This is a genomic window from Prevotella heparinolytica (assembly GCF_004342845.1).
In the GTDB taxonomy this organism is placed as follows: domain Bacteria; phylum Bacteroidota; class Bacteroidia; order Bacteroidales; family Bacteroidaceae; genus Bacteroides; species Bacteroides heparinolyticus.
In genome coordinates this window covers 67116-82595 of record NZ_SLXB01000006.1, presented here as the reverse complement: position 1 = coordinate 82595, position 15480 = coordinate 67116, and the positions used below count along the sequence as shown (strand labels likewise).

9 protein-coding genes are annotated in these 15480 nt (G+C 48.5%); 7 read left to right on the top strand and 2 right to left on the bottom strand.

What is annotated here, in order from left to right:
* Positions 1-23: 23 nt before the first annotated feature.
* Positions 24-4130, bottom strand: a complete 4107-nt coding sequence (locus tag EV202_RS04775; RefSeq protein ID WP_131925814.1) for a hybrid sensor histidine kinase/response regulator transcription factor — start codon at positions 4128-4130, stop codon at positions 24-26.
* A gap of 632 nt (positions 4131-4762) precedes the next feature.
* On the opposite strand from EV202_RS04775, the gene EV202_RS04770 reads away from it, so the two are divergent.
* The 5 genes from EV202_RS04770 (at position 4763) to EV202_RS04750 (ending at position 11304) form a co-directional block, all read left to right on the top strand.
* Complete coding sequence (locus EV202_RS04770) at positions 4763-5635, top strand: GumC domain-containing protein (protein ID WP_131925812.1); 873 nt, start codon at positions 4763-4765, stop codon at positions 5633-5635.
* A 614-nt stretch (positions 5636-6249) separates the two neighbouring features.
* Complete coding sequence (locus tag EV202_RS04765) at positions 6250-7719, top strand: TolC family protein (protein WP_131925810.1); 1470 nt, start codon at positions 6250-6252, stop codon at positions 7717-7719.
* 106 nt (positions 7720-7825) lie between these two features.
* Complete coding sequence (locus EV202_RS04760) at positions 7826-8812, top strand: HlyD family secretion protein (RefSeq protein ID WP_106069952.1); 987 nt, start codon at positions 7826-7828, stop codon at positions 8810-8812.
* A gap of 45 nt (positions 8813-8857) precedes the next feature.
* Positions 8858-10039: an ABC transporter permease gene (locus EV202_RS04755; protein WP_131925806.1), complete on the top strand. Its 1182-nt coding sequence runs from the start codon at positions 8858-8860 to the stop codon at positions 10037-10039.
* A complete protein-coding gene (locus tag EV202_RS04750) occupies positions 10039-11304 on the top strand; it encodes an ABC transporter permease (RefSeq protein WP_106069950.1) in 1266 nt (421 codons plus the stop codon). The genes EV202_RS04755 and EV202_RS04750 overlap by 1 nt, the downstream gene beginning before the upstream one ends.
* Before the next feature lie 7 nt (positions 11305-11311).
* On the opposite strand, the gene EV202_RS04745 is transcribed toward EV202_RS04750, so the two are convergent.
* Entirely contained in the window at positions 11312-12418 is a 1107-nt protein-coding gene (locus EV202_RS04745; protein WP_131925804.1) for an SGNH/GDSL hydrolase family protein, read from the bottom strand.
* Between the two features lie 448 nt (positions 12419-12866).
* Between EV202_RS04745 and EV202_RS04740 the strand changes: the two genes are divergently transcribed.
* The gene (locus EV202_RS04740) at positions 12867-14789 is read left to right on the top strand and encodes a TlpA family protein disulfide reductase (protein ID WP_131925802.1); all 1923 of its coding nucleotides are present in this window, start codon (positions 12867-12869) and stop codon (positions 14787-14789) included.
* A 325-nt stretch (positions 14790-15114) separates the two neighbouring features.
* Positions 15115-15477, top strand: coding sequence for a BlaI/MecI/CopY family transcriptional regulator (locus tag EV202_RS04735; protein WP_106040906.1), 363 nt, complete (start codon positions 15115-15117; stop codon positions 15475-15477).
* The last annotated feature ends 3 nt before the right edge of the window (positions 15478-15480 follow it).

Genomic DNA, 15480 nt, shown 5'->3' with positions numbered 1-15480 from the left:
CGGAACCTTATATCGAATTCCGGTTATTTACCCTCTCTCTCCTGATAGACAGAGGGCAAAACGCCGAACTCGTCCCTGAAGTACTTGCTGAAATATTTAGGATTATTAAAGCCGAGCTGATAGGCAATCTCCGATACATTCCGCTGACTTTCACGAAGCAGTTGCGCTGCTCTCTTCAGACGGATGATGCGAATGAACTCGATAGGTGTCTTGCCCGTGATCTGCGAAAGCTTTTTATAAAGATGCACCCTGCTCATCCCCAGTTCACGGCTCAACTCTTCGACAGACAAGTCGCTGCGGCCGATGTTGGCTTCCACATACTTGATGGCATCCGCCACCAACTGTTCGTCCAACGAGGTGATAACTATCCGGCTCGGTTCAGGTTCAATCCGTAAACGCTGTCTGCGCTTACCGTACAAGTCAATCAGTTTACGCATGCGCAGTATCAGTACCTCCACATTGAAAGGTTTCGTCACATAATCGTCCGCCCCGATAGTCAGGCTTTCCACTTTATCTTCTACCGCTTGCTTGGCAGTGAGCAATATGACCGGAATATTCTCGGTGCGCTTGTCGGTTTTCACCCAACGGCACAGTTCGTTGCCATCCATTTCGGGCATCATCACGTCACTTACAATGATATCCGGCTGCAAATCCGGTATCAGCTGCCATGCCTCCCTTCCGTTCGAAGCGGTCTGTATGCGGAAATAGAGGCTCAGACTATCCTTCATGAAGGCCACCAAGTCATCGCTGTCATCCACAACCAGCACCAATGGCTGTTCTTTGTCTCCGCCATCGGTCGTATCGTCCATATCATCGGACAATACTTCGTTTTCTTCGTCCAAGACTTGCTCTATTTCCGACTCAACAAAGACTTTCTCCGCCTCTTTCTTTCTGCCGGATTTAGAAACAGCCCCTTCCCGACCGACCTGCTTGATAGGAATGGTCACAAGAAATACGCTTCCGGCACCCACATTATCCAATACCTGCACCGTACCTTCATGCAGTGTCACAAAATCGTGCACCAGGCTCAAGCCTATACCACTGCCCGTAGACTGAAGATTCGGATTAGGATGATCGACCTGATAGAAGCGCTCGAAGATGTGCTCTTTATCTTCATCCTTTATTCCGGTTCCCGTATCCGATACTTTCAACAGTAATTTATCCGGTTCACCCTTCAACACTTCCATCGAAACATCCACCCGGCCTCCTTCGGGCGTGAACTTGAAGGCATTGGAAAGCAGGTTCATCACCACCTTGCCCATTTTATCTTCATCAAACAACATGTTCAAAGACTCCACAGCCGAATAAAAGGTCAGATGTATATTCTTCTTCTCAGAAAGCATCAGGAAAGATGCGCAAATATGCCTTACGAAAGCCACTATATCCCCTTCGGCAGAAGTGAGATGCAGCCCCGCCACTTCACTCTTGCGAAAATCGAGCAATTGGTTCACGAGATTCAACAGCCGAAGCGCATTGCGATGCATCAACGTCAAGCGTCCCAATTGTTTGTCGTCCGACACCTCTTTCATCATGCTTTCCAGCGGAGATATTATCAGTGTAAGCGGTGTGCGCAATTCATGACTGACGTTCGTAAAGAAACGAAACTTCATCTGGTTCACCTCTTCCATCTTCCGGGCATCCTGTTCCATCTGTCTGATTTTAAACTTGTTCCGTTCCTTGCGTTCTACGGCACGGATAGAAAGATAGATAATTCCCGCCAACAGCAACACATAGAATATATATGCCCACGTGGTCTGCCAGAAGGGGGGAAGAATCACAATCTTCAGCACGGCCTCTTCCGTCCCTGCAAAACCATCGCTGTTGACAGCCTTTACCCTCAGCACGTAAGCACCGGGAGCCAGATTGGTATAGGTGGCCCGCCGCATGTCCGAAGCAGAGGTCATCCAGTCGTTATCAAAGCCTTCCAGCTTATAAATGTAGCGGGTCTTCTCGGGCAACACATAATTGTCTGATGCAAATACAACCGTAAAGACATTCTGCCGGTAATCGAGCGTCAACTCGCCTATATGATTGAGAGATTTATCCAGCACAACACGTCCACCATACTCTCGCCCCACTTCCACCTCTTCATTGAACAGACGGAAATCAGTAAATATCACTTTGGGCTGTGTGCGATTGTATTTTATGACATCAGGATTAAAAATATTGATGCCATACAGTCCTCCCATCACAATCTCACCCGAATCCGAACGTTCGATGGAACGCAGGTTGAACTCACTGCCTTGCAAACCATCCTTATCGTTATACACATGAAAGTGAAAAGCATATTCTTGCGAACGTTTGTCCTGCAATACGACCATGTTGACCACTCCGTCGGCAGTAGTGACCCACATGTTACGGTGCTTGTCTTCCACAATACCGGAGATGAAACGACCGGAAATCTCTTGTGGAAGAGAGATAACCTGCAAACCGTCATTGACGGGATCGTAAAGATTCAACCCGTCGCGCGTGGCAATCCAAATCAGTCCGCGACTGTCCTCATACACCTGATTGACACTCTGATTGGAGAAGCGTGCATTTCCCGACTTCGTCCCCACATAATTAGTTGCCCGTCCGGTATTCAAGTCGAGGATGGAAATGCCCGAAGAAGCCGTTCCTATGATCAGGCGATTGTTACGCCCCATGCAGATGGAAGCAATGTAGTCCGAAATAAGACCGCAAGTTGCCACATTATAATTAGTAAAGACTCCGGTTTTAGGATTCAGTCGCTGTACTCCCCCACTTAGTGTACCTATCCAGATATTTCCTTCCTCGTCCTCGGCCAAAGACCATACATTGTTGTTCGATAAAGAATTGGGATTGCCCGGTTGATGGCGATAGTGAACGAAGCGATGACCGTCATAACAATCCAATCCTCCCCAGAAAGTACCAATCCACAACCTGCCGTCTTTTGCCTTCAACAGACTGACTACCACGTTTGCGGTAAGCGAGTTCTCTCCCCGGCGAAGAAACGTATTCTTCTCTCCGCTCTGCGGATTCCAATGCACCAACCCTCCATCGTTCGTTCCAAGCCACAAAGTGCCATCTCTGCCGTCTTCTATGGCATTGACGTCGCCCAACGGACTTAAAGCAAATTTATAGATACTTTCGTCATAGTAGGCCACACCTTTTTTATAGGTACCCACCCACATGATGCCGGCGGCATCTTCATATAGTTCCATAATCGTATTGTGGGGCAGCCCACGTTCATTATCCGGATGGCTTATCAGCGATGTGATTTTCCCCGTTTTCTTGTCCAGAACGTCTATCCCCTCCTGATCTTTTCCCAGCCAGATATGCCCTTTACGGTCTTGAGTAATGCTCCTTATCATGTTGTGCGAAAGGTTGCTTATCCGGTCGCTACGGTTCTTTTTCCATTCCTTGCTTTTCAGATTATAGACCCATAGGCCCGGAGCACCATATATCCAAAGGTCTTCATCTCTGTCCACGAATAAAGAGAACGTCTCTACATATTCCTCTCCCACCATCTCAGTGATGTCGGTCAGCGTCCACTTCAGCGCCATGCGCCGGCTATCTATACAAACAATGCGTCCGTTACTATAAGCCAGCAAGATACCCTCTTTGCTATCTATCATGCCGGTGATGTTACCTTGCGGTAATCCTCTGGTTGTAAAAAGAAGCCCTTCGGCTTTTTTTTCACCGGCACGATAACGGTAGCATCCCACTCCGGGCACATAGAACCAAAGAGTTTTCTCCTTGTCCACCATTACCTCCTGCGGGACTCCGTTTATACCGATATTCCACATATAGCCACGCATATCGTTCTCAAAGGTCTCCGCCACAGGGTCAAAAAAGGTATAATTCGTTTCGCCTATCCGCATCCAAAGCCTGCCTTCACTGTCTTCCACGATGTTTTCCACAAAATTGTCGGGAATGGAAGTTGTCCGGCTATCGTCATGGCGGAACGTCCGGAATCGATAACCGTCATAGCGCGCCAACCCGGAAGCCGTACCGAACCACAGAAAGCCTTGCGAGTCTTTGCAAATGGAGTTGATCTGATTATTGGGGAGACCGTCTTTCACTTCCAGGCATTTGAACATGTAGTTTTGCGCCGCGGCAGAGAGACAAACCATGCAGATGCCCCAAAGGAACAAATATAATCGTTTCATTTCACAATAATTATAGAAAGATTGCTTGCAAATGAAACAAAAAGATAGGAGAAAACAAAGGATAGTGAACGAAATGTGCCTAAATTGAGACAGCCGACTGCCACGTGTCTTCTCACCGCGAGGAGATACCCGTTTTAAGCCGGTTTAAAGGGAGCCATTGGCTTTCGACAAAACTTACCGATTATCACTTTAGTATCTGCATTCAGCAGCCTTAATCACGATTTTATTTTATTGAGAATCAATACCAAGTACTTATCAAGAAATACCTCTTATAAGAGATACCAGTAGGCTGGTTTTGGTGGAGACATATCTCCACCGTGCTGCACCTATACTTCCAGCCGGGGACATCCATATAGCGAGTAAGGTTGAGGAGAAGAGCACTCTAAGAAGTAAATGTTTTTCTTTTCCTGAAAGGTTTCGAGATTGGAAGTGCGTGGTGTACCTTTCATATAATCGGCTTTAGGAGGAATAAATCAGACGGAGAGAAGTTTTAGCAGACACGAATAAAAGGAAAAACTTTTTTTTCAATTTCTTAATTGGTTTTTTAGCTATCTTTGCCGCAAAAATCAGGCAGTCATTCCGCACCATTGCAAATGACACATACTCAGAAACAAAAATTAAACAAAACATCAATGACAAAGAACAAATCCCTGATTATTGTTGGAACTATATTAGTGCTGCTGTTGATCGGTGTCACCGTATTGCTGATTTCCGAGAAGAAAACCAACTATGAGTTGACGCAGGAGTTTCAATTGGAAAAAGAAGACTTGGAGAACCAATACACCGACTTCGCCAAGCAGTATGACGAACTGAAGCTGAGTGTTTCCAACGACTCCCTTTCTGTTCTTTTGGAGCAGGAGCAGCTCAAGACCCAACGCCTCCTGGAAGAGTTGCGCACGGTAAAAAGCAGCAACGCCTCCGAAATCAGACGCCTGAAAAAAGAATTGGCTTCCCTACGCAAAGTCATGATTGGCTACATCAACCAGATAGACTCCTTGAATCGGCTTACAGCCCAACAAAAAGAGATCATAGCCGATGTTACCCAGAAATACAATGCGGCTTCGCGACAGATCAGCAACTTGTCAGAAGAGAAAAAGAATCTCACCAAGACCGTGACCCTTGCCGCCCAACTGGATGCCACCAACATATCCGTACAAGCCACCAATAAACGCGGTAAGGTGGCCAAGAAAGTTAAAGATGTCGTGAAACTAAAAATAAACTTCAGCATCGTAAAGAACATTACCGCCGAAACCGGAGAACGCACCCTCTACATCCGCATCACCAAACCGGACAACGACGTGCTGACCAAAAGTGCATCCAATACCTTCCCATACGAGAATCGCAACTTGACCTATTCTATCAAAAAGTACATAGAATACAACGGAGAAGAACAGGCCGTCACCGTTTATTGGGATGTGGAAGAGTATCTCTATGCCGGCACCTATCGGGTAGATATTTTCGCAGACGGCACCCTCATCGGTTCACAATCATTCGCATTGGAGTAATTCGGGACTTACTCCGTATCAGGCTCGTATCAAGTCCGTATTTACTTCGTCTTTATAGGTACTTAAGGGCGGGACAAGCGGTTCCTTTTGCTAAACATCCTGTCAGGCGGATATTTCCTGAATGCACCGGTTTACAGCGGTCAGGCAGAAGAGAACCTTTTACGCCGCCCCGCCCTCCTCCCCCTGTTTTGACAGCTGCAAGCCTTTGTCGTGACAGAGGCAAGTGTTCAAGCCGACAGACACTTGTGTTTGACGTGACAGACACAAGTGTTTGAGCCGTCAGACACAAGCGTCTGACAAGATGGCGACAAACACCTGATAACCAACACACTTCGACTTTAAAGCACAAGCCGCTGGGTGAAGTCATCGACCTGCTTCTTATCCCCGAGCTCAAGTATAGATATGGAGCAAATACGGACCTGATACGGTTTTGATATGCAACGAATATATGCCTGACATGAGAAGCATACTGCCGCACATGTAGCCGACAAATGATAAAACTGGTTAATTTATTTTGCAGTATCATTAAAAGCCAATATTTTTGCACCGTTGTTTATGCAATTATTGTTTCCTGAAGAAATAGAATTTTATCATCATCGCAATGTATAATCCCAATGAAAAAGTCATTATGTTTCATCTGGTTAATATGCCTGACCATTCCAGCATTCTCACAGAGAACTCTCAGCTTGGATAGTTGCCGTGCTTTAGCCATTTCCAATAACAAAGAATTACAGATAAGCCGCGAGAAAGTCAAGGCAGCCCACTATCAAAAAAAGGCCGCATTCACCAACTATCTTCCCGAAATCTCGGCAACAGGCAGCTACATACGCAGCCAAAAAGAACTGTCCATACTAAATGACACACAAAAAGGCGCATTGTCCGGCATAGGCACTACCTTGAGCGGACCACTGGGACAAGCCATACAAGCCATAGCGCAAGCCAACCCCCAATTGGGCGGTTTGTTAGGACAGCTCGGCCAGGGCATGGAGGGCACACTCAACCATGTTGGCAGCTCAATCGTAGAAGCTTTTCGTACAGACACCCGCAACATGTATGCAGGCGCACTCACCCTCACCCAACCACTCTATATGGGAGGAAAGATACGTGCATATAATAAAATCACCCGATATGCCGAGGAGCTGGCGCAACAGCAACATAACACCGGCATGCAAGAAGTGATCCTAAGCACCGATCAGGCTTACTGGCAAGTCGTGTCGCTTGCCCACAAAAAGAAACTGGCCGAAGGATACCTGGAATTATTGCAGAAGCTGGATAGCGATGTCGATAAGATGATCGCCCAAGGAGTTGCCACCAAAGCAGACGGACTTTCGGTAAAAGTCAAGGTGAACGAGGCAGAAATGACACTGACTAAAGTGACCGACGGCTTGAGCCTTTCTAAAATGCTACTGTGTCAGTTGTGCGGTCTCGACCTCAACACCCCCGTCATATTGGAAGACGAACAGAAGGAAGACCTGGCCCCCGGTTTCGTGCCCGCCAAGGTTATTGATATCGACAACGTATATGCCAACCGTCCCGAAGTGCGCAGTCTGGAACTTGCCACTCGAATTTATCAGCAAAAAGTAAATGTGACCCGTGCCGAACATCTGCCATCCATGGCTTTGATGGGAGGATACATGGTATCTAATCCCTCTTTCTTCAACGGTTTTGAAAAGAAATTCAAAGGCATGTGGAATGTAGGCGTGATGGTTTCCGTCCCCATCTGGCATTGGGGGGAGGGCCTGTACAAAGTAAAAGCAGCCAAATCCGAAGCACGGATTGCCCGATACCGATTGGACGAAGCCAAAGAGAAAATAGAGTTGCAAGTCAACCAATCTGCTTTCAAGGTAGATGAAGCAGCCAAAAAGCTGGCTATGGCCGAGAAAAACCTTGAGAAAGCCAACGAAAACCTGCGGTATGCCAACCTCGGCTTCGAAGAAGGTGTGATTCCTGCAAGCAACGTACTTGAGGCTCATACAGCCTGGCTGTCGGCCCAATCGGATAAGATAGACGCGCAAATAGACGTGAAGCTTACGGAAGTCTACCTGAAGAAGGCTATGGGACAACTTGCCGTATTGCACCCCTGAAAAAACGGGATTACAGGATGTGCCATAGGCCAAACAAAAACGGCAACAGAGCTTCGGATTGCTTTTTCCGGAGAATTGAAAAGGAATTAAATGCTAAAATAAAAAGATGGATACAAAATCGCAAAACAGTAACATGCTGCTGGCTTTCCTCACGCTGATAGGAATTATAGCCGTAGTAGCTCTCGTTGGTTTCTTTATGCTACGCAAAGGGCCGGAAATCGTACAAGGACAAGCAGAAGTAACGGAGTATCGCGTATCGAGCAAGGTTCCGGGACGTATCTTGGAATTCCGCGTCAAAGAAGGACAAAGCGTACAAGCCGGCGACACGCTGGCTATCCTGGAAGCTCCGGACGTACAAGCCAAATTGGAGCAAGCACGTGCCGCCGAAGCTGCCGCGCAAGCTCAGAACGAAAAAGCTTTGAAAGGTGCCCGGCAGGAACAGATACAAGCCGCCTACGAGATATGGCAAAAAGCCCGTGCCGGACTTGCCATTGCCGAGAAATCGCACAAACGGGTGAAAAACCTGCACGAACAAGGTGTGATGACAGCCCAGAAGCTGGATGAAGCGACAGCCCAACTCGACGCCGCCAAAGCCACCGAAAAAGCCGCCAAGGCACAATACGACATGGCCAAGAACGGTGCGGAACGCGAAGACAAAGCTGCCGCCGCCGCCTTGGTGGAGCGTGCCAAAGGAGCCGTGGCCGAAGTAGAGTCGTATATCAGAGAGACTTATTTGATAGCACAGACAGCCGGCGAGGTTTCAGAAATCTTCCCAAAAGTAGGCGAACTCGTAGGTACAGGTGCTCCCATCATGAATATTGCCGTGATGAACAACATGTGGGTAACATTCAATGTACGCGAAGATTTGTTGGCGGGCTTGAATATGGATGCGGAATTCGAGGCCTTTATTCCCGCCCTCGACAAAAACATCCGTCTGAAAGTATATTATATGAAAGACCTCGGCACCTATGCTGCCTGGAAAGCCACCAAGACCACCGGACAGTTCGACCTGAAAACGTTCGAAGTGAAGGCCTCTCCGATGGAGAAGATAGAAGGACTGCGCCCGGGAATGTCTGTAATATGGAAGAAATGAGTTTCTTCTCCTATATAACCCGTATGGTCAAATTGTAACGGCACGATGGTAAACAGTAAATCCAAATATATTTCCCTCCTCGACGTGATGAAGCGCGAATGCCGCCGCCTCGTTTCCCGTCCGCTATATCTGTTCTGCATGGTGATAGCGCCGCTGTTCTGCTACCTGTTTTTTACCACGTTGCTGGACTCCGGATTACCCACGAACATGCCTGTGGGTGTGGTAGACCAAGACATGAGCAGCACTTCCCGCCGACTGACACGCAACCTCGACGCTTTCGGACAAACTGCCGTCGTGGCTCATTACCCCGGTATCAGAGAAGCCCGTACCGCCATGCAACGGGGAGAGATTTACGGTTTCTACTACATCCCCCAAGGAACTTCTTCCGAGGTGCAGGCACAGCGACAGCCTAAGCTATCTTTCTACACCAACAACACCTTGCTCGTGGCGGGCTCGCTGCTGTTCAAGGACATGAAGATGATGAGCGAACTGGCATCGGGAGCCGCAGCCCGCAGCACACTGTATGCCAAAGGAGCCACCGAAGACCAAGCCATGGGCTTCCTGCAACCCATTGTCATCGATACACATCCACTCAACAACCCGTGGCTGAACTACTCCGTATACCTGTGCAACACCTTTGCACCGGGCGTATTGATGCTGCTTATATTTATGGTGACCGTCTATTCCATCGGAATAGAAATAAAAGACCGTACTGCCCGCGAATGGCTGTCTATGGGCAATGATTCCATCTGGATATCCCTTGCCGGGAAATTGCTTCCGCATACAGCCGTATTCTTCCTGATGGGTATGCTATACAATGCCTACCTGTATGGTTTCCTGCACTTTCCCTGTAACAGCGGCATTTTCCCCATGCTTTTGGCCACCCTCTGCCTGATACTGGCATCGCAAAGCATGGGAATATTGATGATAGGCACCTTGCCTACCTTGCGTTTAGGCCTCAGCTTCGCCTCTTTGTGGGGAGTGCTTTCTTTCTCCATGTGCGGACTGTCATTCCCTGCCATGGGCATGCACCCCACGCTGCAGGCATTGGCCAATCTCTTCCCCTTACGCCATTACTTCCTGATTTATGTGGATCAGGCCCTGAACGGCTATCCCATGATTTATTCGTGGACCAACTATGTGGCATTGCTGATTTTCATGACACTTCCGTTCCTCATCTCGCGCAGGTTGAAAGATGCGCTGGTTTACTATAAATACATTCCCTGATGAAAGAGCTGACATTCAAACAAAAAGTGACACAAGGCATCCATGATTTGTTCTATATATGGAGGCAAGAATTCCGCACGACCTTCCGCGACCAGGGCGTGCTCATCTTTTTTGTGCTTGTCCCGTTGGTCTATCCGCTGATATATGCTTTCATCTATACCAACGAGACTGTTCGGGAAGTGCCTGCCGTGGTGGTAGACAATTCACGCTCTTCGTTGAGCCGAGAATATCTGCGGAAAGTGGATGCCTCTCCCGAAGTGAGCATCGTGGCTTATTGTGCCGACATGGAAGAGGCCAAGCTGATGCTGAAAGAACGAAAAGCATATGGCATCATCCACATGCCTTCCACCTTCAGCGATGACATCGTAAGCGGCAAGCAGACGCAAGTCGGCCTTTTCTGCGACATGAGCGGACTGCTTTACTACAAATCGTTACTGATGGCCAACACCAACGTGTCATTGGCTATGAATGCCGATATTAAAATAGAGCGTACAAGTAATACCACCAACCGTCAGGATGAAATTACCACTTACCCGATGGAATACGAAGACGTGGCTCTTTACAACCCGACCAACGGCTTTGCCGCTTTTCTGATTCCGGCCGTATTGATATTAATCATACAACAAACGCTACTACTGGGTATAGGCCTTTCTGTGGGCACGGCACGGGAGAAGAACCGCTTTAAGGATCTGGTGCCCATCAACCGACACTACAACGGTACACTGCGCATCGTCATGGGAAAAGGGCTGAGCTACTTCATGGTTTATTCTTTGGTGGCCGTGTATGTACTATGTGTGGTTCCACATCTATTCAGCCTCAACCAGATTGCCCTTCCCGGTGTGCTGATTCTGTTTACCTTGCCCTATCTGGCCGCCTGCATTTTCTTTTCTATGACGGCTTCCATAGCCATCCGCAATCGCGAAACCTGTATGCTGCTGTTTGTATTCACTTCCGTACCCCTGCTGTTTCTTTCAGGCATATCGTGGCCGGGAACTGCTATGCCTGCTTTTTGGAGATATTTCTCATATATCTTTCCTTCCACATTCGGCATCAATGGATATGTACGCATCAACAGCATGGGGGCCACGCTCAACGAAGTGGCATTCGAGTATCAGGCACTGTGGCTGCAAACGGGCTTCTATTTCATCACCACCTGCGCGGTGTATCGCCGGCAGATACTGAAAAGCAGGAAGCACATGATCGAGGAATACAAACGGCATAAACTACAAAAAGCGGCAAAGCCGTCGGCAGACATTGACCGTTAGAATCCGCTTATCTTGAACCCGGCTCAGTGAGAAGAGCACTTCCTTCAACACCGTTCAACAAAGCATTGCAGATGGGATAAAGCACCTCCGCATAGCGCATAAAACCCAAATCGGTGAAGTGAATGCCATCTACCGTTGCTTCTCCGTCGTGTCCGATGATGTCACGCGAAGAGAGGAAATAGATATGTCGCTCACCACGCTGTTTCAGGGAGCGGAAGAAAGCGCCCAATGCCTCATTCTTCGCTTTTATCTCGTTTGCTATTTTCGTGTCGAGGGCAGAATGGGTGAAAATCGGGTCTTCCACAAAAAGTATCGGCGTATCGGGATGCCTGCTGCGAATGATGGAATAAAATCTGTCTGCACGTTCCTGTATCTGAATCACAGAGGCATTGGGCACAAAGTCGAGAACGAACAGCGAAGCGTCTACACCCGTCAATACGTCGGCTATCTCCCAATCGAGCAAGGCATTGCCGCTGAAACCCAGATTGATGCACTCGCGGTTGAGCCGACGCTCCAGAATATTGGTATGCGCCATGCCGGGACGCGAGGCGCAACCTCCCTGCAAGATGCTGGTGCCATAAAATGCTATCGGCTTTTCGCGCTTGGGCAAGTCGACCGCCGGACAGCCTATCATCGACAGCGAATCTACGCCGATGGCAAGCGAGGTAATGCCGTCGTACAAAGGCAGAAACAGAAGGTATTCGCGCTCTTCGGGCGTCATATTCCCGACAATGACCGCCTCGGTGAACTTGCCCGCAGGACGTCCGCTGCCGGCAAACATCCACCGCCCGTCTTGCAGGCAATAGAGGTCGAGTCCGCAGATGCCGGTAGGCGTCATGTGGTTCATCCGGAAATTGTTCCGCGTCTCCCAACGGGCGGCAATGCAAGTGGAGTTGGAACGAAAACGCACGGCAAGTCCCGCACTGTTGCGGCCCAACTCCCACAGCGGTTTGCGGGAAACGGACTGCAAAGAATCGGGCAAGCGCTCGTAGCGCGTAAGGGTAGACTCCGTGGCTTTGCCCAGCAGCGGAAAGGCAGAAGCATCATGATAGACAATCTGGGCATTGGCGGCGACAGTCAGCAACAAGCCCAACAAAAAAACTTTAGTTCTCATACTATTATATATTAAGAATTCGTCCTGAAATTCAGCAATCCCCCCCTCGGGAAAGCATCTTATACTTCGACCGTTGCCGTACTGTAAGTTCGACTGAGGTCTTACTGTAAGTTCGACTGAGGCCGTACTGTAAGTTCGACTGTTGTCGTACTGTAACTTCGGCTGAAGTCGTACTGTAACTTCGACTGAGGTCGTACTGTAACTTCGACCAAAGTCGTACTGCAAGTTCGACCGAAGCCGTACTTACACCCCTTCCGAAGAGCCGGCAAAAGCCGGGATGAACTCCATGTTCAGCCTCGACTCTCAGACCGGTAAGTATCACGAAGACAAAGATACGCAGTTCCTTCGAGAAATAAAAGCAAGCAGGCCTTTCACATCAATTAACCCCCTCACGTTTGCACTCTTACGATACATCCGTACCTTTGGAGAAAATATCATTATAATCATTATGAAACATCTACATTTAATCTTGGCAGGTCTGCTGATAGGTATCAGTTGCAGCCTGCACGCCCGAAACCGGGTAATCGAACGGCCGCCGTTCCTTGTCAGAAACACCACTTCCATCGAAGTAAGCAAAGTCATTGTCAGCGACACGGCCACCGTGCTACACATCTATGCCAAGTATCGTCCTAAAAACTGGATACAGATTGCCCCGGAGAGTTATTTGCAAGACAATAACGGAGAGAGGTATCCGCTGCGCTCGGGCATCGGCATCACACCCGGCAAGAATTTCTGGATGCCCGAATCGGGCGAAGCGGAATTCCAACTCGTATTTCCTCCTCTGCCCGACAACGCCACCTCCGTCGACTTCACCGAAGGCGAGAAAGTGGAAAACGGCTTCAGCATCTGGGGCATTCAGCTGAAAGGCAACAAACTGCCGAAACAGGTTCTTCCTCCAGACGCAACGGTGCACAAGGCCGACGCAAAAGCCGAGTTGCCCCAACCGACCCTTCAGTACGGAAAAGCCACGTTGACAGGAAAATGGCTCGACTTCCGTCCCGGCATGAAGAGCTCTTTCAAAGTAGTAGTGTGGGAAAATTGGAAAGGAGATATATCGGCAATAACGCTGGATATCAACCCCGACGGAAGTTTCAGTAAAGAAGTGACGCTGCTCGGAACAACTCCTTGCAGCATCTATACAGACCAGGGAAGCGAAATCTACTTCTTCATGGAACCGGGCAAGACGACGGAGGTGTACCTCAACCTGCGCGAGTTGACCCGCCGCAGCTCCAAATTTCACAACCAAGAGAAGCCTTACGGAGAGCCGGCATACATCAACGGCCCGTTGCAACTCGTGGCACAGGAACTGAACCGTTATCAGTCCGGTGAAAGCATGATGACGAGATTATATCAAAGCAGTGCCGTCTTCGCAGACAAAGACATTGATGCTGCAAAGGAATATATCCTCAAAGTGTCCGACGAAGCACAGTCTGACATCGACAAGTTGCCTTGCAGCGCCTCCACCCGCCAACTGCTCTCCATCAACAATCGATTGGAGACATACAGCATGCTTGTTTCCGTGCCCAACCTGCTGACATCATCCGCCCTGCACGCCAACCGCATCAAAGAGAAAGACGCCCAAGACTTTTATCAGCAACTGCAACAAAAAATTCCCGCCGAGTATATACCTTATTCCGACCTCGCGCTGCTGAATGTATCCCAATCCGTTCTTTCAAGCCAATACCATAATGCGGCAATCAGATACATCCATAAACGTAACGAACTGGCCAAAGCGTGGGGGACAGACAAGGGCATCTTCTTCGACATAGCCCGCAACGTCTCTTTCTATTGGAATATCAAAGATTTCACTCCGCTCACCGATGCGCAAAAAGACACCCTTGCCACGATGCCCGACGCCTACCGCGAAATGCTGACTGCCGCCAATGACGAACTGCTTGCCCAAATAGAAGCCAACAAAGAAAAGACGGGCTATGTCATCAACCAAGTGGATGAGAACGTCGGCAATGAAGACTTGTTTGCCTCCATCATCGGCAGATATAAAGGAAAAGTGCTGCTGGTGGACTTCTGGGCCACTTGGTGCGGACCGTGCCGTATGGCCAACAAAGCCATAGCCCCCATGAAAGAGGAACTGAAAGCCGAAGACATCGTATATCTGTATGTCACCGGCGAAACCTCTCCGCTGAATACTTGGAAAAACATGATTCCGGACATACACGGCGAACACTTCCGCGTAACCGAAGACCAATGGAAATTCCTGCGGGAACAACATGAAGTGAAAGGAGTGCCGACTTACCTCATCATAGACCGTGAAGGAAGCGTCAAGTTCAGATCCACAGGCTTCCCCGGAGTGGAAAAAATGAAGGAAGAGTTGCTGAAAGCAGTAAAGCAAGAGGAAGGGAAAAAGGGGTAAGACGATGAACTCCGCCAACCGCTGCACTATGGAAAACTGACTTCCAACTCAGCGTAAATAGCTATCGTTATGTACAAAAATAAGTGGGACGGTTGCAACCGACAGATGGAGAAGGTTGCACAACCGTCCCACTTATTTCCGTAGACAGAGCGACTTGTTTTCGCAGACTTCGGAGATAGTTCTGTGAAGACTCGAAATTGAACACGAAGACAGACAGATGCCAACAATACTGTTTTTTTTGATATTTTGAATAATTAACCATCTGTCTATTGTTTTATTACGAACTATTCGTAGATTTGCATTGAATTCATTAAAACATTTATCCATGGAAAAATTAACGATACAAGAAGAAGAAGTGATGCTGTACATCTGGGAGCTGGACAGTTGCTTCGTAAAAGACATTGTTGCCCAATATCCGCAACCGGCACCTCCCTACACCACCGTGGCCTCCATCGTGAAGAATCTGGAACGGAAGCAGTACGTCCGCCCCACCCGTGTAGGAAACACCTACCGATACACGCCCCTGATTCGCGAAAGCGAGTACAAACGTACGTTCATGAGCAGCTTCGTGCGCAACTATTTTGAAAACTCTTATAAAGAAATGGTATCTTTCTTTGCCAAAGAGCAGAAGATTTCGGCCAACGACCTGAAAGATATCATCACTATGATAGAAAAAGGGAAAGAATAACCG